The 20,682-nt window shown below is 58.5% G+C and carries 20 protein-coding genes; 17 read left to right on the forward strand and 3 right to left on the reverse strand.

Going from position 1 to position 20,682, the window contains the following annotated elements; genetic code table 11:
- Window positions 1-10: 10 nt before the first annotated feature.
- The 4 genes from RTU33_RS02255 (at window position 11) to RTU33_RS02270 (ending at window position 6,854) form a co-directional block, all read left to right on the forward strand.
- Window positions 11-3,277 (forward strand): DUF5107 domain-containing protein, encoded by a 3,267-nt coding sequence (locus RTU33_RS02255; RefSeq protein ID WP_312625001.1) that lies wholly within the window; start codon window positions 11-13, stop codon window positions 3,275-3,277.
- Window positions 3,278-3,345: 68 nt separating this feature from the next.
- Entirely contained in the window at window positions 3,346-4,773 is a 1,428-nt protein-coding gene (locus RTU33_RS02260) for a sugar porter family MFS transporter (protein WP_312625002.1), read from the forward strand.
- Window position 4,774: 1 nt separating this feature from the next.
- Entirely contained in the window at window positions 4,775-5,629 is an 855-nt protein-coding gene (locus RTU33_RS02265; RefSeq protein ID WP_312625003.1) for an aldose 1-epimerase, read from the forward strand.
- 70 nt (window positions 5,630-5,699) lie between these two features.
- On the forward strand, window positions 5,700-6,854 hold the full coding sequence (locus tag RTU33_RS02270) for a 3-phenylpropionate MFS transporter (protein ID WP_312625005.1): 1,155 nt from the start codon (window positions 5,700-5,702) through the stop codon (window positions 6,852-6,854).
- Here RTU33_RS02270 and csiE read toward each other — a convergent pair.
- Window positions 6,830-8,113: a stationary phase inducible protein CsiE gene (csiE, locus tag RTU33_RS02275; protein WP_312625006.1), complete on the reverse strand. Its 1,284-nt coding sequence runs from the start codon at window positions 8,111-8,113 to the stop codon at window positions 6,830-6,832. The genes RTU33_RS02270 and csiE overlap by 25 nt on opposite strands.
- A 123-nt stretch (window positions 8,114-8,236) precedes the next feature.
- Between csiE and RTU33_RS02280 the strand changes: the two genes are divergently transcribed.
- Both RTU33_RS02280 and RTU33_RS02285 read left to right on the forward strand, forming a co-directional pair.
- Window positions 8,237-8,875 carry a DUF1007 family protein gene (locus RTU33_RS02280; protein WP_312625007.1) on the forward strand — a complete coding sequence of 213 codons (639 nt, stop codon included), beginning with the start codon at window positions 8,237-8,239 and terminating at the stop codon, window positions 8,873-8,875.
- Window positions 8,866-9,849, forward strand: a complete 984-nt coding sequence (locus tag RTU33_RS02285) for a nickel/cobalt transporter (protein ID WP_312625008.1) — start codon at window positions 8,866-8,868, stop codon at window positions 9,847-9,849. Before RTU33_RS02280 ends, RTU33_RS02285 begins: the two co-directional genes overlap by 10 nt.
- 85 nt (window positions 9,850-9,934) lie before the next feature.
- Here the strand turns inward: RTU33_RS02285 and suhB are convergent, their stop codons facing one another.
- Entirely contained in the window at window positions 9,935-10,741 is an 807-nt protein-coding gene (suhB, locus tag RTU33_RS02290) for an inositol-1-monophosphatase (RefSeq protein WP_312625009.1), read from the reverse strand.
- A gap of 120 nt (window positions 10,742-10,861) precedes the next feature.
- Between suhB and trmJ the strand changes: the two genes are divergently transcribed.
- The 11 genes from trmJ to sseB all read left to right on the forward strand — a co-directional run bounded on the left by trmJ (window position 10,862) and on the right by sseB (window position 19,587).
- The gene (gene trmJ / locus RTU33_RS02295; protein WP_312625011.1) at window positions 10,862-11,599 is read left to right on the forward strand and encodes a tRNA (cytosine(32)/uridine(32)-2'-O)-methyltransferase TrmJ; all 738 of its coding nucleotides are present in this window, start codon (window positions 10,862-10,864) and stop codon (window positions 11,597-11,599) included.
- 239 nt (window positions 11,600-11,838) lie between these two features.
- Complete coding sequence (gene iscR / locus RTU33_RS02300) at window positions 11,839-12,330, forward strand: Fe-S cluster assembly transcriptional regulator IscR (RefSeq protein WP_312625012.1); 492 nt, start codon at window positions 11,839-11,841, stop codon at window positions 12,328-12,330.
- Window positions 12,331-12,446: 116 nt separating this feature from the next.
- Window positions 12,447-13,661 carry a cysteine desulfurase gene (iscS, locus tag RTU33_RS02305; RefSeq protein WP_312625013.1) on the forward strand — a complete coding sequence of 405 codons (1,215 nt, stop codon included), beginning with the start codon at window positions 12,447-12,449 and terminating at the stop codon, window positions 13,659-13,661.
- A gap of 26 nt (window positions 13,662-13,687) precedes the next feature.
- Entirely contained in the window at window positions 13,688-14,074 is a 387-nt protein-coding gene (iscU, locus tag RTU33_RS02310; RefSeq protein WP_312625014.1) for a Fe-S cluster assembly scaffold IscU, read from the forward strand.
- Window positions 14,075-14,087: 13 nt separating this feature from the next.
- The gene (gene iscA / locus RTU33_RS02315) at window positions 14,088-14,411 is read left to right on the forward strand and encodes an iron-sulfur cluster assembly protein IscA (protein ID WP_312625016.1); all 324 of its coding nucleotides are present in this window, start codon (window positions 14,088-14,090) and stop codon (window positions 14,409-14,411) included.
- A gap of 64 nt (window positions 14,412-14,475) precedes the next feature.
- A complete protein-coding gene (hscB, locus tag RTU33_RS02320) occupies window positions 14,476-14,991 on the forward strand; it encodes a co-chaperone HscB (protein ID WP_312625018.1) in 516 nt (171 codons plus the stop codon).
- Between the two features lie 15 nt (window positions 14,992-15,006).
- On the forward strand, window positions 15,007-16,857 hold the full coding sequence (gene hscA, locus RTU33_RS02325; RefSeq protein WP_312625019.1) for a Fe-S protein assembly chaperone HscA: 1,851 nt from the start codon (window positions 15,007-15,009) through the stop codon (window positions 16,855-16,857).
- Window position 16,858: 1 nt separating this feature from the next.
- Window positions 16,859-17,194, forward strand: a complete 336-nt coding sequence (gene fdx / locus RTU33_RS02330; RefSeq protein ID WP_097163279.1) for an ISC system 2Fe-2S type ferredoxin — start codon at window positions 16,859-16,861, stop codon at window positions 17,192-17,194.
- Between the two features lies 1 nt (window position 17,195).
- On the forward strand, window positions 17,196-17,396 hold the full coding sequence (gene iscX / locus RTU33_RS02335; RefSeq protein WP_312625021.1) for a Fe-S cluster assembly protein IscX: 201 nt from the start codon (window positions 17,196-17,198) through the stop codon (window positions 17,394-17,396).
- Between the two features lie 53 nt (window positions 17,397-17,449).
- Entirely contained in the window at window positions 17,450-18,721 is a 1,272-nt protein-coding gene (gene pepB / locus RTU33_RS02340) for an aminopeptidase PepB (RefSeq protein WP_312625022.1), read from the forward strand.
- Between the two features lie 89 nt (window positions 18,722-18,810).
- Complete coding sequence (gene sseB / locus RTU33_RS02345) at window positions 18,811-19,587, forward strand: enhanced serine sensitivity protein SseB (protein WP_312625023.1); 777 nt, start codon at window positions 18,811-18,813, stop codon at window positions 19,585-19,587.
- A gap of 95 nt (window positions 19,588-19,682) precedes the next feature.
- Here sseB and sseA read toward each other — a convergent pair whose 3' ends face one another.
- The gene (gene sseA, locus RTU33_RS02350) at window positions 19,683-20,525 is read right to left on the reverse strand and encodes a 3-mercaptopyruvate sulfurtransferase (RefSeq protein WP_312625024.1); all 843 of its coding nucleotides are present in this window, start codon (window positions 20,523-20,525) and stop codon (window positions 19,683-19,685) included.
- Window positions 20,526-20,682: the final 157 nt, after the last annotated feature.

The raw sequence follows: 20,682 nt of genomic DNA on the forward strand, positions 1-20,682 counted from the left end.
GGAGAGCCGAATGTACAGTGCCGTGAAAGTCTGGCAGGACACCCTCACATTGCCGACCTGGACCACCGGGGCGGAAGATCCTAATCCGATGTTTCTCGAAAACCGCGTCTATCAGGGTTCCTCCGGAGCGGTTTATCCGTATGGCGTAATCGACACGCTGACCGGCGTGAAGGAGATGCGCGAGTACCAGGCCGTATGGATGGAAAATGACTTTATCCGCATCCTGCTGCTGCCCGAGCTTGGTGGGCGTATTCATCGCGCGTATGACAAAGTGAACCAGCGTGATTTCGTCTACTACAACGAAGTGGTGAAACCGGCGCTGGTTGGGCTGCTGGGGCCGTGGATCTCCGGCGGTATTGAATTTAACTGGCCACAGCATCACCGTCCGACCACCTTTATGCCGGTAGACGTGACGATTCGGCTTGGCGAAAACGGTGAGCAAACCGTGTGGCTCGGTGAAGTCGAACCGATGCGCGGGCTGCAGGTGATGGCTGGATTTACGCTCCGTCCGGACCGCGCGCTGATCGAAATCACGGGTAAAGTGTTTAACGGCAACGCCACGCCGCGCCACTTCCTGTGGTGGGCCAACCCGGCGGTGAAGGGCGGTGACGATCATCAGAGCATTTTCCCACCGGACGTGACGGCGGTGTTTGACCACGGCAAGCGCGCCGTGTCTGCTTTCCCGATTGCGACCGGCACCTATTACAAAGTGGATTACTCGGCGGGCGTGGACATTGCGCGCTATAAAAATGTGCCGGTGCCAACCTCCTACATGGCTGAAAAGTCAGATTATGACTTCGTCGGGGCATACCACCACGGCGAACAGGGCGGGCTGCTGCACGTTGCCGATCATCACGTGTCGCCGGGGAAAAAGCAGTGGAGCTGGGGCTACGGCGATTTTGGCCAGGCCTGGGACCGCAACCTGACGGACGACAACGGCCCGTACATCGAACTGATGACCGGCGTGTTTACTGACAACCAGCCGGATTTCACCTGGCTTGCGCCGTATGAAGAAAAAGTCTTTGTACAAAACTTCCTGCCTTACAGCGGGTTAGGTCGTGTTCATAACGCCAGCGCAACGCTTGCCATCAAGCTGGAGCGAGCCGACGGAGAGCTGAATCCTGGCGTATATGCGGTTGCACCGCTGAAGGACGTCAGCGTGGTGCTGAGCGCGGAAGGTGCGCCATTGTGGGAAAAGATCATCTCACTCGAGCCAGGACGAAGCTGGCAGCAGACTTTGCCGGATATGGGCTCGCAGCGTCTGATGCTGACGGTCACCACGGCCGACGGTGTTCAGCTTCTGAGTTACGACGAACACATTGCCGGGGAAACGCCTCTGCCGGATGCTGCCACCGCGCCGTTGCAGCCGGAGGAGCTGAACAACGCCGATGAGCTCTACTACATCGGCCAGCATCTCGAACAGTACAACCACGCCAGCCGTCAGGCCGAAGATTACTACCGCCGCGCGCTCGAACTGGATCCGCAGGATACCCGCAACAACGTCGCGCTCGGGAATTTGCTGCTCAACGCTGCCGACTGGCAGGGCGCGCAACGGTGCGCAGAAGCCGCGCTGGCTCGTGCGCACAAGCTCAATAAAAATCCTCGCGATGGTGAAGCCAGCATGCTGCTTGCCACGGCGCTGGAGCGCCAGGGCGATGACAGCGGTGCCTGGGATGCGTATTACAAAGCCAGCTGGAGCGGCAACTGTCGTGATGCCGCCTTCTGGGCGCTCTCCCGTCTGGCAATGAAAAAAGGTGACTACGCCGACGCGCTGGCAAAAGTGGAACAAAGCCTGCGGTTTAACGGCAGCAACAACCTGGCAATGGGGATGAAGGCGCTGGCGCTGGCGAAGCTTGACCGAAGCGAAGAGGCGCTGGCGTGGATTGACGACCAGCTTAAGTCATACCCGCTAAGTTACCCGCTGTACTACGCCCGTTGGGCCGTTCGCCGTGAAGACATGGATGCGCAAACTTTGTGCCAGGTGACCGGGCTGCGTGGAATTAACGCCAGCTATCTGGCGGGTTGGCTGCTGTCGCTGGGGCAAAAAACGCAGGCCGCGGAGCTGCTGGTGCTGATCGACAGCCAGGAGACGATCCCGATGCTCTGGCGTGCGGCGCTGGGCGGCGATCGTGAACGCTGCCTGAAGCTCGCCCGCGACTGCTTTGCCCGTCGGGTGCGCTTCCCCAATACCCTCGATGAAGTGCAGATGCTGCAACAGCTTCAGGATGACGCCTTTGCCAGCTATCTGCTCGGCTGCTTCTGGTACAGCAAGCGCCGCTACGAGCAGGCGATTGCCTGCTGGCAGCAGACGTTACGTCAGGAGCCTGACTTCGCACCCACGCACCGCCTGCTCGGCATTTACCACTGGAATAAACAGCACGATGCCGCGGCGGCAAAACGCTGCCTGGCGCAGGCCGTGGCGCTGGAGCCGGAAAACGCCCGCTTCCTGTTTGAGCTCGATTGCCTGGCGAAGATGAATGCGGCCTCCGTTGACGATCGTCTTGCTGAGCTGGAGCCACGCCAGATCGTCGTCGCCCGGCGCGATGACCTGACGGCAGAGCTGCTGAGCCTGTGGAACAGCAGCGGAAAATGGCAGCAGGCGGCGAATATTCTGCACGACAGGGTTTTCCATCCGTGGGAAGGCGGCGAAGGCAAAGTCACCGGACAGTATCTGCTCAACCAGATGCACCGGGCGCTGGTGGCGCTTGAAGGCAATCAAAACGAGCAAGCGGCGGCGCTGTTGCAGCAGGCACTTTGCTACCCGCCTAACCTCGGCGAAGGGCGTTTACCGGGGCAAACCGATAACGACATCTGGTATCTGCTTGGCGTTTGCGCGCTGAAGCAGGGTGACAAGACCAGGGCGCAGCATTGCTTCATTCAGGCCACGCTTGGTGATTCCGATCTTGATGCCGGGCGCTACTACAACGACCAGCCGGTGGATTATCTCTTCTGGCAAGGGATGGCGATGCGTGCTCTCGGCGATGATGCGCGGGCAGCGGCGCATTTCCGCCGCTTCCATGAATGGGTCGCAGCGCAGCGCGATGCCGTACCGGAGATGGACTTCTTCGCCGTTTCCCTGCCCGATCTGCTGGCGCTGGACGGTAACCCGCAGCAGCGTCACCAGCAGCACTGCCTGTTTATTGAGGCTCTCGGCTGCTTCGGCTCGGGCGACATCCCGGCCGGCAGCAAGGTGCTGGACGCGCTGCTCGCCGTTAACCCGGCACATGACAAGGCGCATCTGCTGCGTCATGTGCTGGTGGCGGGTGTTCTGAAGTAAAACACTGACCCGGCGGGAACCGACCGCCGGGCATCTCTGACCCTGTTTTCCCGTGTGAGGAAATCAACATGCAAAATTCAGCGTTAAAAATGGGCTACGTCTGGACTATCTGTCTGGTCGCCGCCTGCGGCGGACTGTTGTTTGGCTATGACTGGGTGGTGATTGGCGGGGCGAAGCCCTTTTATGAGGCATATTTCCACATCACCGACCCGGCAGAGTCGGGCTGGGCGATGAGCTCCGCGCTGGTGGGCTGCATCTTTGGGGCGCTGATCTCCGGCTGGTGTGCGGATAAATTTGGTCGCAAGCGGCCACTGATTCTCTCGGCTCTGTTGTTCAGCATCTCGGCGTGGGGTGCCGCAATGGCGAGCAACTTTGAGGTATTCGTCATCTATCGCATCATCGGCGGCATCGGGATTGGCCTCGCCTCGGCGCTGAGCCCGCTGTATATCGCGGAAGTCAGCCCGGCAGAAAAGCGCGGTCGCTTTGTCGCCATCAACCAGCTCACCATTGTGGTGGGCGTGCTCGCGGCGCAACTGGTGAATCTGATGATTGCCGAGCCGGTTGCGGCAGGGGCGACGCAGGAGGCCATTCTGCACAGCTGGAACGGACAGACGGGCTGGCGCTGGATGTTTGGCGCAGGGCTGGTGCCTGCGGTTGCTTTCCTGGTGCTGCTGTTTGTGGTGCCGGAATCCCCTCGCTGGCTGATGAAGGCCGGAAAAGAAGCGCGTGCGCGACAAACGCTGGAGCGAATCGGTTCTTCTGATTATGCCACCCGAACCCTGAAAGAGATTGCTCAAACGCTGGTGAAAGATGCGCAGCAGGTGTCGTTCTCAACGCTGCTTCAGCCGCAGGTTCGCCCGGTGGTCATCATGGGGATGATTCTCGCGATCTTCCAGCAGTGGTGCGGGATTAACGTTATTTTCAACTATGCGCAGGAGATTTTTGCTTCTGCCGGGTTTGACATCAACGGCACGCTGAAGTCGATTGTGGCCACCGGCATAATCAACCTTGTCTTTACCCTTGCCGCGCTGCCGCTGGTGGACAAAATTGGCCGCCGCAAGCTGATGCTGCTGGGGGCAAGCGGCCTGACGCTTATCTACGTGCTGATTGCCGGAGCTTATGCGCTGGGCATTATGGGCTGGCCGGTGTTGCTGCTGGTGCTGGCGGCGATCGCCATTTATGCTCTGACGCTCGCGCCGGTGACCTGGGTGCTACTCTCTGAAATCTTCCCCAACCGCGTACGCGGGCTGGCTATGTCCGTTGGCACACTGGCGCTGTGGATCGCCTGCTTCCTGCTGACCTATACCTTCCCACTGCTGAACGCCGGGCTGGGCGCAGCGGGCAGCTTCTTGCTGTACGGCGTCATTTGCGCAATGGGCTGGATTTACATTCAGCGAGTCGTGCCGGAAACCAAAGGCGTCACTCTGGAAGCGCTCGAGGAACAGCTGGCGGCACGGCACCAGAAACATGCATCAGCCGTGAAAGAGGCGCACTGACGTGGAAACGCTGGTGCTGGAAAACGCGCATCTGCGGATGCGCGTCTCACCGCAGGGGGCTGAGGTTTTGAGCCTCGACTCATTAGTTCATTTACATCCCGTCCTACGGGCAGGTGAGGGCAATGCGCCCGGTGACTGCGGCCTGTTCCCCATGCTGCCGCTGGCGAACCGGGTGGAGCGCAACCGTTTTATGCTGCGCGGGCGCGAAATCGGGCTGCCGCAAAGCCCGGTGGATGCGCAGTTTTTTCTGCATGGCGACGGCTGGCTGGCGTTATGGGATGTGGCAGAACACGGTCGTGAACGGTGCGTACTCCGGCTGCGAAAGCGCCATGCCTGCGGCTTCGATTATCTGGCGGAAGTGGTGTACCAGCTCAGTGAAAACGCGCTTCACGTCTCGCTCGCGGTAGAACATAAAGGTGATGAGCCGATGCTTTACGGCGGTGGCGTACATCCGTTTTTTCACCTCACGCCGCAAAGCCGGGTGCAGTTTTGCGCCAGCGGATTCTGGCCGGAAGGGGAATCGCATCTGCCAGAGGCCTGGACAGATAGCCTGCCGGCGGAAGCGGATTTTGGTACGGCGTCTTATGGTACAAACGAATGGCTCAACGTTGGCTACTCCGGCTGGAACGGCAGGGCCATCGTTGAGCATCCGGAGATGACGGTGACGTTGTTGGCCAGGACAAACTGGCTGATGCTGTTTCGCATGCCGGGCGAGCCGTTTATCTGCCTTGAGCCGCAGTCGCACCCGGTTAATGCCCATAATTTACCCGGCCAGCCGGGGCTGGTGATGCTGAACAAAGAAGAAAGTTGGCGATTTTCTACGAGCATCCTCGTAAATCCACCCATTAAATGTTAGCGGGTTGTTAAAGTGACTTGCCAGCCGCGCCGTTTGTCGCCAGACTGTCGCCACCATTTGGGAGGGAATCATGGTCTTGCACTCCACGCGCTGGCTGGCGCTCAGTTACTTCACCTACTTTTTTAGCTACGGCATCTTCTTACCTTTCTGGAGCGTATGGCTGGCCGGCACGGGCCTGACGCCGGAAACCATCGGCGTGCTGCTCGGCGCGGGCCTGGTGGCGCGTTTCCTCGGTAGCCTGCTGATTGCCCCGCGCGTCAGCGATCCGTCGCGCTTAATCAGCGCCTTGCGCATTCTCGCCTTGCTCACCCTGCTGTTTATTCTCGCCTTCTGGGCGGGAACAAACGTTGCGTGGCTGATGGCGATGATGGTGGGATTCAACCTGTTCTTCTCACCGCTGGTGCCGCTCACGGATGCGCTGGCAAACACCTGGCAGAAGCAGATCACCATGGATTACGGGCGGGTCCGTCTGTGGGGATCGATTGCCTTCGTGATCGGTTCGGCGCTCACGGGCAAGCTGGTCAGCCTGTTTGACTATCACGCCATTCTGGCGCTGCTCAGCATCGGTATTGCTTCCATGCTGATCGGCATGATGATCAAGCCGTCGGTGATGCCGCAGGGCGAAGCGCGTCAACATGAGCACGCGGGCTGGCCCGCCTGGAAGCAGCTTGTGATGCAGAGCTGGCGGTTCCTGGCCTGCGTTTGCCTGCTACAGGGCGCGCATGCGGCATACTACGGCTTCAGCGCCATTTACTGGCAGGAGGCGGGCTACTCGGCTTCGGCGGTGGGGTATCTGTGGTCGCTGGGCGTGGTGGCGGAAGTGGTGATCTTTGCGGTGAGCAAGAAAGTGTTCCGCCGCTTTGGCGCGCGTGACCTGTTGCTGCTTTCCGCCTTCTGCGGGCTGCTGCGCTGGGGCATCATGGGCTGGACCACCGAACTGCCGTGGCTTATCGTCGCGCAAATTCTGCATTGCGGCACCTTCACCGTCTGCCATCTGGCGGCAATGCGCTACATCTCAGCCCGTCAGGGCAGCGAAGTGATTCGGCTGCAGGCGGTCTATTCCGCGGTAGCGATGGGCGGCAGCATCGCCATCATGACCGTCTTCGCCGGGTTCCTGTATCAGCATTTACACCAGGGCGTGTTCTGGGTGATGGCGGTTTTGGCTATTCCGGCGATGTTCGTGCGTCCGAAGGTCAGCCCTCAGCCGGGCGCTTCCAGCATCTGACAAATGTGCTGCCGCTGCCGCTCGCTGAGCGGTTCTCCGGCGTGAATCAGCGGCGGGGAAAACAGCGGCAGGGCAATGGAATAAGGTGTGATCACCAGCGCCACGCCCTTCGGTGCCCCGTCGCTCTGGAAGGCGCTTAGCGTCTGATATTTGATGTTCAGCGGCAGCAGCGTCAGTTCCCGCAGCTGCTGCTCGATTTCCTGCTCCAGCTGCGGATTGTCGCCGGTGAGCAGGACCACCTGTTTCTCCTGTAAGTCACTTTCCTGCATCAGCCAGGCGCCAAAAATTACCGCAATCAGCCCCATCTCTTCGTCAGAAATGCGTAGCCCGTAGCTGTTCTCAAACGGCACCAGCGCCTGCTGAGTGGTGCGCATCAGGCGCGGATAGAGGCGTTGTACCTCTTCGGGCAGGCTATTATCAATGCCGATGCCGTACAGGCTGCGGTTGATGGCCTGCGCGAGATGCACATAAAGCTGATCGCGCAGGCCGCGCCTGTCGTTAAAACGATGGTCAGCCAGCTGCTGGAAATGGTCGATTAGCTGATTAATGCTGCGATAGAGCCGCACCTCTTGCGTGTGGTGATCGCGCTTCGGATCCGGCACCTTCAGCAACATAAACAGCAGCGTGAGGAACAGGTGTTCATCCGGGTGGGCGTCCTGGTGAGTGCGGCGCTGCCAGTGGCGGGCAATCTCTGCCGCCACCTGATACTCTGCGCTCGACTGCGCCCATCTGCGCTGCCCATCGTTAAACTCCGGTGGCCGCTGCGGATGCTGTTGCAGCAGGCAATATTGCAGGTAGAGGCTTAAAAAGGCCGCATCGCGGGCGTCGAGGGGGCGCTGCAGGCTTCGCCCGCAGCGGTTGACCAGCGCCCGCAGGTTGGTATCGTCGTACAGAATGCGCGAGATGCCGGATTGTTTAAGCTGCATTTTAAGCAATGGGGTAAACTGCTCGCGGATAAAACCGGGGCAAAGCCGCAGCGCCCGGCGCAGCCAGTGGATCAGGCATAAGCGCTGGTCAAGTGTGGTGCCCTCAATCCGATAGCTGCCGTCTGCAAGCGTCACGATGTTCAGTCGGTGATAGCGCTGGATGACGTGATGGATGTCGGCGACGTCCTGGCGGGCCGCCTCATCATCCACGTTATTCACCCGGCTTATGGCCTCTGGCGTCACGGTCTGCCCTGGCAGATACAGCATCAGCAGGATCTGGCAGCGGCGCTGTGGACTGGAAAGCACAGATGGCGGTTCTTGAACGGTCATCATCTGTCAGGTTCCAGTAAGTTTTTTTGATAAGAATAGCTAAAGGATCGGGGCATGAAAGCCAGACGGCGCGCCTTTGCGCAAGGATTGCGGGAGTCGGTCACAGAATTTTTCACGGAGTTTGCGATGACAAGAGTGAAACAGAGCATGATTCTGGCCGTTGGCGCGCTTTTATCGTGGCAAGTGGCGGCACATCCGCACAGTTTTATCAGCATGCAAAGCCAGCTGGTCACGAAAGAGGGGAAGCTCACCGCCATTAACATGCGCTGGACGATGGACGAAATCACCTCCGCCGATCTGCTGTACGACGCAGGTAACGCAAAGCCGGGCAGCGAGGTCTGGAAAAAACTGGCGGCGGAAGTGATGGCCAACGTGCTGGGGCAGCATTACTTCACCGAGTTTTGGCACGGCAAGCAAAAGGTGAAGTTTGAGAACCTCCCGACGGCGTACGGCCTTGCCCGCGAAGGGCACAAAGCGGTGCTGACCTTTACGCTGCCGCTGGCCGAGCCTCAGCCGCTTGCCGGACAGACCTACCAGTTTTCCACTTTCGACCCGACCTATTTTGTCGACATGCATTACGACAAAGATGCTTACGTTTCGCTCCCGGCGGATGCGCCAAAAGGCTGTAAGCTCAATGTGCATACGCCAAAGCCAAACGAGGATTTGACCGCCTATGCGCTCTCTCTCGATAAGGCCGATGCCCCGCCCGAGGATATGGATCTCGGTAAACAGTTTGCACAACAGGTCACGATCTCATGTCCGTAATTTCCACAGGTTCTGCTCGTTCACGCCGCCGCTGGCTCCAGCTTTGGCCGCTTGCCGCGTTTCTGCTGCTGGCGCTGGCGGGTGGCGTATGGCTGTGGCATGCCTGGCCGCAGATATTACTGAAAAGCGTTATCTGGCAGCGGGAGCTGAATCAGCAGATGAGTGGCTTGCTACAGGCGGTGGCGGAAAATCCCCGCAAAGCGGGCGGTTCGCTGCTGGCTTTCAGCTTCGTCTACGGCGTGCTGCATGCGCTGGGCCCGGGCCACGGCAAAGTGGTGATTACCACCTGGCTGGCGACGCATCCATCGAAGCTGAAATCGAGCATTGCCCTGACGCTTGCGGCCTCACTGCTACAGGGGCTGGTGGCGATTGGTCTGGTGACGATCGTGCTTTCGCTGCTGGCGCTGCCCGCCCGGCAACTGCATCTCAGCAGCTTCTGGCTGGAAAAGGGCAGCTATGCGCTGGTCGGTGTTCTGGGCCTGCTGCTCTGCTGGCGGGCGCTGAAAAAAATGCGCCAGATTTTACGTAAACCCAAATTCACCGCTTTCACGCCGCATCATCACCATCACGCCAGCTGCGGCTGCGGGCATCAGCACCTGCCTGATCCGCAACAGATGGAGAGCGGCAGCGACTGGCGCGCGCGGCTGGTGATTGTGCTGTCGATGGGGATGCGGCCCTGTTCTGGCGCTATTATGGTGCTGCTGTTCAGTAAGGTGATTGGCGTGTTCGGTTGGGGAGTGGTGTCTGCGCTCGCTATGGCGGTAGGAACGTCGATCACGATTTCTTCGCTTGCGTTGCTGGTACACAGTTTTCGTCAACTGGCGGTGCGCCTAAGTAAAAATCAGGCTCCGGTACTTTGGCGGCAGATTGGCTGGACGACGCTGGCCTTTGCGGGCGGAGTCGTTTTGGTGGTTGCTGCAGTGGTGATGTGGATCAGTGCAGTGCCGGTGGGGAGAGGATTGCGGCCTTTCTGAATTGCCGGATGGCGCGGACGCTTATCCGGCCTACAAATTCTGCTGTAGGCCCGGTAAGCTTGCGCCACCGGGCGGTACAACGGAATTAACGCTTCAGCGCATCGCTCAGCTCGTCGCGCATGTTCGCCAGCATCGCTTTAACGACGCGTGGGTTACCTGCCACGATGTTACCGGTGGTCATGTAGTTGTGGCCGCCGGTGAAATCACACACCAGAGCGCCTGCTTCACGGGCAATCAGTTCACCTGCGGCGAAATCCCATGGCTTCAGGCCCAGTTCGAAGTAACCGTCAACGCGGCCTGCGGCCACATAGGCCAGGTCCAGCGCGGCGGAACCGCTGCGGCGGAAGTCGGCGCATTCGGTAAACAGTTTGCCAAGGATGTTCATGTAAGCAGGAGCGTGCTGCTTGGCCTTGAACGGGAAGCCGGTCGCCAGAATGGTGCCGTCCAGATCGCGGGCGTTGGTGCCGCGCAGACGGAAGCCGTTCAGCTGTGCGCCCTGGCCGCGAGTCGCGGTGAACAGTTCGTTACGCATTGGATCGTAAACCACGGCCACTTCAGTACGGCCTTTAATGCGTACGGCGATGGAAACGGAGAAATGAGGGAGGCGCTTAACGAAGTTGGTGGTGCCATCCAGTGGATCGATAACCCATTGCACATCCTGATCTTCGCCTGCATGTTCACCGGACTCTTCGGTGATAATGGTGTGCTGCGGGTAAGATTTGCGGATAACTTCGATAATCATCGCTTCGGCGGCTTTATCGACGTTGGTCACGAAATCATTGCTGCCTTTCTGGCTGGTTTCTACGGAATCAGGCATCTCGTAGTGTTTGGCAATCACATTACCCGCCTTGCGCGCTGCACGCACGGCGATAGTCAACATTGGATGTTGCATCGGTCACTCTCACTGGATGTTAAAGAACGGGAAAAACGGCGCATATCATAGCAGCGAATTCGGAATCTGTCTCAGCTTTATGATAATATGCGGCGAATAATCTTTAGCCGAAGAATGACAATGCTGCAAAATATCCGAATCGTACTGGTCGAAACCTCCCACACCGGCAATATGGGCTCCGTGGCTCGCGCCATGAAAACCATGGGCTTAACCAATCTCTGGCTGGTGAATCCGCTGGTCAAGCCTGACTCTCAGGCGATCGCGCTCGCCGCAGGCGCAAGCGACGTGATTGGCAACGCGCAAATCGTCGATACGCTGGATGAAGCACTCGCAGGTTGTAGCCTTGTCGTTGGTACCAGCGCGCGTTCCCGCACGCTGCCGTGGCCGATGCTCGATCCGCGCGAATGCGGGTTGAAAAGCGTCGCAGAAGGTCAGCAGGCGCCGGTGGCGCTGGTGTTTGGTCGCGAACGCGTGGGCCTGACCAACGATGAATTGCAGAAGTGCCATTATCACGTCGCGATTGCCGCTAACCCGGAATACAGCTCCCTGAACCTGGCAATGGCGGTGCAGGTTATCGCCTACGAAGTGCGGATGGCCTGGCTTGCCACGCAGGAAAAGGGCGAAACCACCGATCAAAAAGAAGATGAAGTCGCTTATCCGCTGGTGGATGATTTAGAGCGCTTCTATGGTCACCTTGAGCAAACGCTGCTGTCGACAGGCTTTATCCGCGCCGGGCACCCGGGGCAGGTGATGAATAAGCTGCGCCGCATGTTTACCCGCGCGCGTCCTGAAACCCAGGAGCTGAACATCCTGCGCGGGATTCTGGCGTCGATTGAGCAGTTAAAGAAAGAGAAGTGATTCGACATTGCCGGGTGGCGGCTGTGCCTTACCCGGCCTACGACGAGCTGAACCGTAGGCCCGCGCAAGCGAAGCGCCGCCGGGCAAATAAAAACGGCACAGAACGTTAAATACCTGACTAAAACAGTCAAGTAAATAGTTGACCATTTTAGTCGGGAATGTCAGACTTGGCCCTGCTATGCAATACCTACATTTTAATAACAACCCCGGGCAGGGGCGAGTTTGAGGTTAAGTAAGACATGAGACTGACATCTAAAGGGCGTTATGCCGTGACCGCGATGCTTGACGTTGCGCTCAACTCCGAAGCGGGCCCGGTTCCGTTGGCTGATATTTCTGAACGTCAGGGAATTTCACTTTCCTATCTGGAACAGCTGTTCTCCCGCCTGCGTAAGAATGGACTGGTGTCCAGCGTACGTGGTCCTGGCGGTGGTTATCTGCTGGGTAAAGAAGCCGGTAGCATCGCCGTTGGCGAAGTGATCAGCGCCGTAGACGAATCCGTTGACGCAACCCGCTGTCAGGGGAAAGGCGGCTGCCAGGGCGGCGATAAATGCCTGACCCACGCGCTGTGGCGTGACCTGAGCGATCGTCTGACCGGTTTCCTGAATAACATCACCTTGGGTGAGCTGGTAAACAACCAGGAAGTGCTGGACGTCTCTGACCGTCAGCACACGCACGAATCCCATCGCAATACCCGCGCGCAAGACGCAATCGACGTCAAGTTACGCGCTTAATATAAAAGATTTCAGAATCAGGCCGGGGTGTGCTCGCGCACCCCGTCAACACGGTCGTACATCCAGCCGGTTGCCTGATTCATTGCATTGAAGCGATGTACGGAGTTTATAGAGCAATGAAATTACCGATTTATCTCGACTACTCCGCAACCACGCCGGTGGACCCGCGTGTTGCCGAGAAAATGATGCAGTGTCTGACCCTGGACGGAAACTTTGGTAACCCGGCTTCCCGTTCTCACCGTTTCGGCTGGCATGCTGAAGAGGCGGTAGATATCGCCCGTAATCAGATTGCTGAGCTGGTGGGCGCTGACCCACGCGAAATCGTCTTTACCTCTGGTGCAACCGAATCCGATAACCTGGCGATCAAGGGTGCGGCCAACTTCTATCAGAAAAAAGGCAAGCACATCATCACCAGCAAAACCGAGCATAAAGCCGTGCTGGATACCTGCCGTCAGCTGGAGCGTGAAGGGTTCGAAGTGACCTACCTTGCGCCGCAGGCCAACGGCATTATCGACCTGAAAGCGCTCGAAGCGGCGATGCGTGACGACACTATTCTCGTGTCCATCATGCACGTGAACAACGAAATCGGCGTGGTGCAGGATATCGCGACCATCGGCGAAATGTGCCGTGCGCGCGGGATCATCTATCACGTGGACGCAACCCAGAGCGTCGGCAAACTGCCTATCGATCTCAGCCAACTGAAGGTGGACCTGATGTCCTTCTCCGGCCATAAAATCTATGGTCCGAAAGGGATTGGTGCGCTGTACGTGCGTCGTAAACCGCGTATTCGTATCGAAGCGCAGATGCACGGCGGCGGTCACGAGCGCGGCATGCGTTCTGGTACGCTGCCCGTGCACCAGATCGTGGGCATGGGCGAAGCTTACCGCATTGCAAAAGAAGAGATGGAAACCGAGATGGCGCGCCTGCGCACGCTGCGTAACCGTCTCTGGGACGGCGTGAAAGATATGGAAGAAGTGTATCTGAACGGCGATCTCGAGCAGGGCGCGCCAAACATCCTCAACGTCAGCTTTAACTACGTTGAAGGCGAGTCGCTGATTATGGCGCTGAAAGACCTGGCGGTTTCTTCCGGTTCTGCCTGTACGTCTGCAAGCCTTGAGCCATCCTACGTGCTGCGCGCGCTGGGTATGACTGACGAGCTGGCACACAGCTCTATCCGTTTCTCTTTAGGTCGTTTTACTACCGAAGAAGAGATTGACTACACCATCAAGCTGGTTCGTAACTCCATCGGCCGTCTGCGCGACCTTTCTCCGCTGTGGGAAATGTTCAAACAGGGCGTGGATCTGAACAGCATTGAATGGTCACATCACTAATCGGTACCCAATAAGGAGAATTCATCATGGCTTACAGCGAAAAAGTTATCGATCATTACGAGAATCCACGCAACGTCGGTTCGTTTGACAACGGCGACGACAGCGTCGGCAGCGGCATGGTCGGCGCACCGGCCTGCGGCGACGTGATGAAGTTGCAGATTAAAGTCAACAATGAAGGTATCATTGAAGACGCTCGCTTCAAGACCTACGGCTGCGGTTCCGCTATCGCGTCCAGCTCGCTTGTGACCGAGTGGGTGAAGGGGAAATCCCTGGACGAAGCGCAGGCTATCAAGAACACCGATATCGCCGAGGAACTCGAACTGCCACCGGTGAAAATTCACTGCTCTATCCTGGCAGAAGACGCGATCAAAGCCGCCATTGCGGACTACAAAAGCAAACGTGAAGCAAAATAAGAGGTAGGTTTTTATGTCCATTACCCTTAGCGACAGCGCTGCCGCGCGAGTCAGCACCTTCCTGGCGAACCGGGGCAAAGGCTTCGGGCTGCGTCTGGGCGTGCGGACTTCCGGTTGCTCTGGCATGGCCTACGTGCTGGAGTTTGTCGATGCACCCGACGCGGAAGACACCGTGTTCGAAGACAAAGGCGTGAAGGTTGTGGTCGATGGCAAAAGCCTGCAGTTCCTCAACGGCACCGAGCTGGACTTCGTCAAAGAAGGCCTCAACGAAGGGTTTAAATTTACTAACCCGAACGTTAAAGACGAGTGCGGTTGCGGCGAAAGCTTCCACGTTTAATCACGCGTAAGATAACCCCACGGTGGCCCGTCTGCCTGTGGGGTTTGCTTTTTCAGAGACAGCTATGGATTACTTCACGCTCTTCGGCCTGCCTGCTTCGTATCACCTTGATAGCCAGCAGCTCGCCACGCGCTTTCAGGACTTACAGCGCAAACATCATCCGGATAACTTCGCCAGCCACTCTTCAGCCGATCAGCTCGCTGCGGTTCAGCAATCCGCCACCATCAACCAGGCCTGGCAGACGCTGCGCCACCCGCTGACCCGCGCGGAATACCTGCTCTCGCTGCACGGTTTCGACCTTGCCAGCGAACAGCACACCGTGCGCGATACGGCGTTTTTGATGGAACAGCTTGAGCTGCGCGAAGAGCTCGATGAGATTGAGCGTGCCAAAGATAGCGATCGTCTGGACAAGTTTATGCAGCGTGTAAAAGGAATGTTCGACACGCGCCATCAGCAGATGGTCACAGAATTAGATAATGAAACGTGGGACGCGGCGGCGGATACCGTGCGTAAACTGCGTTTTCTCGATAAACTGCGCAGCTCAGCAGAACAACTCGAAGAAAAGCTGCTCGATTTTTGATTCCGGAAGCGAAACATGGCCTTATTACAAATCAGTGAGCCTGGCCTGAGCGCCGCGCCGCACCAGCGTCGTCTGGCGGCGGGCATCGACTTAGGCACCACTAACTCTCTGGTGGCGACCGTGCGTAGCGGCCAGGCCGAAACGCTGGCCGATCATCAGGGCCGTCATCTGTTACCCTCCGTGGTGCATTACCAGACTGAAGGGCATGAAGTGGGCTTTGAGGCCCGCGCCAATGCCGCACAGGATCCGGTCAACACCATCAGCTCCGTTAAGCGCCTGATGGGCCGCTCCCTCGCCGACGTGCAGGCGCGCTACCCGCATCTGCCGTACCAGCTCCAGGCCAGTGAAAATGGCCTGCCGATGCTGGCAACGAACGGTGGTCTGCTTAACCCGATTCGCATCTCTGCCGATATCCTCAAAGCGCTTGCCGCCCGCGCGACCGAAGCGCTTGCCGGTGAGCTTGATGGCGTAGTCATCACGGTTCCCGCATACTTTGACGATGCGCAGCGCCAGGGCACCAAAGACGCTGCGCGTCTCGCTGGCCTGCACGTGCTGCGCCTGCTCAATGAACCGACCGCCGCGGCGATTGCCTATGGTCTGGACTCCGGGCAGGAAGGCGTGATTGCCGTCTACGATCTCGGCGGTGGCACTTTTGATATCTCCATTCTGCGCCTGAGCCGTGGCGTGTTTGAAGTGCTGGCTACCGGCGGTGATTCCGCACTCGGCGGCGACGACTTCGATCACCTGCTGGCCGACTATATTCGCGAACAGGCTGGTGTGGCCGATCGCTCCGACAACCGTCTTCAGCGTGAACTGCTTGACGCCGCTATCGCTGCCAAAATTGCGCTCAGCGATGCCGACAGCGTCAGGGTGAACGTTGCAGGCTGGCAGGGCGAAATCACGCGTGAACAGTTCAATGAGCTGATTGCCGCGCTGGTGAAACGCACGCTGCTGGCGTGCCGTCGCGCGCTGAAAGATGCGGGTGTGGAAGCCGAAGAAGTCAAAGACGTGGTGATGGTGGGCGGTTCTACCCGCGTGCCGCTGGTGCGTGAACGTGTGGGTGAATTCTTTGGCCGCACGCCGCTGACCTCCATCGATCCGGATAAAGTTGTCGCCATTGGCGCGGCGATTCAGGCCGATATTCTGGTTGGCAACAAGCCGGACAGCGAAATGCTGCTGCTGGACGTCATCCCGCTGTCGCTCGGCCTCGAAACCATGGGCGGCCTGGTGGAGAAGGTGATTCCGCGCAACACCACCATTCCGGTGGCGCGAGCTCAGGAGTTCACCACCTTCAAAGACGGCCAGACCGCAATGTCCATCCACGTGATGCAGGGCGAGCGCGAGCTGGTCCAGGACTGCCGTTCGCTGGCACGTTTCGCGCTGCGCGGTCTTCCGGCGCTGCCTGCGGGCGGGGCGCACATTCGCGTGACCTTCCAGGTGGATGCGGACGGCCTGCTGAGCGTTACGGCGATGGAGAAATCCACCGGCGTGGAGGCCTCCATTCAGGTGAAGCCCTCCTACGGCCTGAGCGATAGCGAAATCGCCACCATGATCAAAGATTCGATGAGCTTCGCCGAAAGCGACGTTCAGGCGCGCATGCTGGCGGAGCAGAAAGTGGAAGCCGCACGCGTGATGGAAAGCCTGAACAGCGCGCTGGCGGCCGATGCCCATCTTCTCAGTACCGAAGAACGCAAAGCGATTGATGACGGCGTGGCTGCCCTGCAGGCCGCTGCCGTGGGCAGTGATGCCGACGCCATTAAAGAAGCCATTAAAAATATCGACACACAAACCCAGGAATTTGCCGCACGCCGCATGGACCAGTCGGTCCGTAAAGCGCTGAAAGGCCAGTCCGTGGACGAGGTTTAATATGCCAAAGATTGTTTTTCTGCCACATCAGGATCTCTGTCCCGATGGCGCAGTTCTGGAAGCGAAGAGCGGTGAAACCATTCTTGACGTTGCCCTGCGCAACGGCATCGAGATTGAACACGCCTGTGAGAAATCCTGCGCCTGCACCACCTGCCACTGCGTCGTGCGCGAAGGGTTCGACTCCTTACAGGAGAGTACCGAAGACGAAGACGACATGCTCGACAAAGCCTGGGGTCTGGAGCCGGAAAGTCGCCTGAGCTGCCAGGCGCGCGTTGCCGACGAAGATCTGGTCGTCGAAATGCCGCGTTACACCATCAACCACGCACGCGAGCACTGATATGGCGCTGAAATGGACCGACAGCCGTGAAATCGGCGAAGCTTTATACGATGCCTTCCCGGACACCGATCCGAAGACGGTTCGCTTCACAGATATGCATCAGTGGATTTGCGAACTGGAGGATTTTGAGGATGATCCCAACGCATCCAATGAAAAAATTCTCGAGGCGATTCTGTTAGTCTGGCTGGACGAAGCAGAATAGTTAACTTAACGGGCTGCCTCTGGCGGCCCGTTTGCTCAATAAGGATAAAGACCATGACCGAAGCGATGAAGATTACGCTTTCCACTCAGCCTGCCGATGCGCGCTGGGGTGAGAAGGCCACCTACAGCATTAACAACGATGGCATTACCCTGCATCTGAACGGCAAGGACGATCTGGGCCTGATCCAGCGCGCGGCGCGTAAAATTGACGGCATGGGCATTAAGCATGTTGCGCTGGCGGGTGACGGCTGGAACACCGATCGCAGCTGGTCTTTCTGGGCGGGCTACAAAGGGCCGAAGGGCAGCCGTCAGGTTGAATGGGCTGGCGAAGATGAAGAGCTGAAAAACCGCCTGGCGATTATCGACTGGGTGCGTGACACCATCAACGCCTCGGCCGAAGAGCTCGGTCCGGAGCAGCTCGCCGCACGTGCGGTCGATCTGCTGTGCCGCTTTGGCTGCGACAACGTGCATTACCGCATCACCAAAGGCGAAGATCTGCGCGAGCAAAACTACATGGGGCTTCACACCGTAGGCCGTGGCTCCGAACGCCCGCCGGTACTGCTGGCGCTGGACTACAACCCAACGGGCGATGAAAACGCTCCGGTGTATGCCTGCCTCGTGGGTAAAGGCATCACCTTTGATTCCGGCGGCTACAGCATCAAGCAGAGCGCGTTCATGGACTCGATGAAGTCCGACATGGGCGGTGCTGCACTGGTCACTGGCGCGCTGGCGTTTGCCATTACCCGCGGCCTGAACAAGCGCGTGAAGCTCTATCTGTGCTGCGCGGATAATATGGTCAGCGGCAATGCCTTCAAGCTGGGCGATATCATTCGCTACCGCAACGGCAAAAACGTAGAAGTGATGAACACCGATGCTGAAGGCCGTCTGGTGCTGGCCGATGGCCTGATTGACGCCTGCGCACAGAAGCCTGAGCTGATTATCGATGCGGCGACGCTGACCGGAGCGGCGAAAACGGCGCTGGGCAATGATTACCACGCGCTGTTCAGCTTCGACGACAAACTGGCGGCCCGCCTGATGGCGAGCGCGGCGGAAGAAAACGAGCCGTTCTGGCGTCTGCCGCTGGCGGAATTCCACCGCAATCAGCTGCCGTCTAACTTTGCTGAGCTGAACAACACCGCCAGCGCCGCGTACCCGGCGGGTGCCAGCACTGCGGCAGGTTTCCTGTCTCACTTTGTGGAGAATTATCACGAAGGCTGGCTGCACATTGACTGCTCCGCAACCTACCGCAAATCCGCCGTTGAGCAGTGGGCAGCAGGCGCGACCGGCCTGGGCGTGCGTACTATCGCTAATCTGTTGACGGCGTAGGCCGGATAAGCGCAGCGCCATCCGGCAAATGAATGGCGGGGGCGCTTCGCTTGCCCGCCCTACACGAATACTCTCATCTTGTGATATCTATGTCCGAAACCAAAAACGAACTCGAAACTTTACTGGAACAGGCGGCAACCGAACCCGCTCACCGTCCGGCTTTCTTCCGTGCGCTGCTTGATGCGACGGTATGGGTGCCGGGCACGGCGGCGGAAGGTGAGCAGGTTGTCGAAGACAGCGCGCTGGATTTACAACACTGGGAGAAAGATGATGGCACTTCGGTGATCCCGTTCTTTACCTCCCCGGAAGCTTTACAGCAGGCCGTTGAGGATGAACAGGCGTTCGTCGCAATGCCGGTGCGCACGCTGTTTGAAATGACGCTCGGTGAAACGCTTTTTCTGAACGCCAAACTGCCAACCGGAAAAGAGTTCACACCGCGTGAAATCAGCCATCTGATTGGCGAGGAAGGCAACCCGCTCAGCGCGCAAACGGTGCTGGAGGGGGGCGCGTCGCTGCTGCTTTCCGAAGTGACCGAGCCGCCGGCGCAGATGGTGGATTCGCTGACCACGCTGTTCAAAACCCTCAAAACCGTCAAGCGCGCGTTTCTGTGCTCCATTAAGGAAGGTGCAGACGAGCAGCCTAATCTGCTGATCGGTATTGAAGCGGAAGGGGACATTGAGAACATCATTCAGGCGGCAGGCAGCGTGGCGACCGATACGCTACCGGGCGACGAGCCGATTGACATTTGTCAGGTGATGGAAGGCGAGAAGGGCATCAGCCACTTTATGCTGGCACACATCACGCCGTTCTATGAGAAACGCTGGGGCAGCTTCCTGCGCGACTTTAAGCAGAACCGGATTATCTGACTTTGGTGTGATTGCCGGGTGGCGCTGACGCTAACCCGGCCTACGGTTTTGTAGGCACGATAAGCGCAGCGCATCGGGCAATGCCGTTTTGCTGTTTACCTTGGTTCTACCGGCAAATCATCCCGCGCACCCCATTCGCTCCAGGAACCGTCGTACAGCGTTACATCCGGCGCATCCAGCGTTGCCAAAGCAAGCATAACGACCGCGGCCGTCACGCCGGATCCGCAGCTGGCGATAATGGGCTTGTTGATGTCCACGCCCTGGTGCTCGAAAATATCCTCCAGCTCGTCCGTGGTTTTTAGCTCACCGTTAATCACCAGATCGCCCCACGGCACGTTTTTCGCGCCGGGAATATGGCCCCGCTTCAGGCCCGGACGGGGCTCATCGGCCTGGGCCTGAAAGCGTGGTGCCGGGCGGGCGTCAACCAGTTGCACGGAGCCTTCGTGGCTCGCCACCAGCACGTCGGTCAGACGTTTGATTTTTTCAGGCGCAAACTTCACTTCGAAATCGCCCTCCGACAGCTTCACGTCGCCTGTTTCCAGCAGCAGTTCGTCGCGCTGCCAGTCTGCGAGGCCGCCCGCCAGAATCGACACGTTTTCCACACCGAAGGTGCGCAGCATCCACCAGGCCCGCGGGGCGGAGAACAAATTGCCCTCGTCATACACCACCAGATGCTTGTCGCTGTCGACGCCCAGTTCACGCATGGCAACGGCGAAAGCTTCCGGACGCGGCATCATGTGGGGCAGGGGGCTGCTGTGATCGGACAGGGCTTCAATATCGAAAAACACCGCGCCGGGTAAATGCCCTGCGCGATACTCGGCGGCAAGATCGCGATGCTCCTGACCCGGAGGGGCCATGCGGGCATCAATAAGCTGAATCTGCGGATCGTTGATGTGCTCTGCCAGCCAGTCGGCGGCAACAAAATAAGAGGTGGTCATGGCGTTCTCCATTCTACCGGGAAGGGGCAATTGTCGGCTGTTTCGCCGGGGCCGACAAGCGAGCGCGTCTCAGAAAAGACGCAAAATATAAGAATTTATATGCTGTTGGTAAAAGGTCAGTTTAAGCATAATACTGTGTTGACGAAAATTTGAGGCT

The sequence above is a fragment of the Scandinavium sp. genome (genome assembly GCF_032012665.1).
Taxonomy (GTDB): Bacteria; Pseudomonadota; Gammaproteobacteria; order Enterobacterales; family Enterobacteriaceae; genus Scandinavium.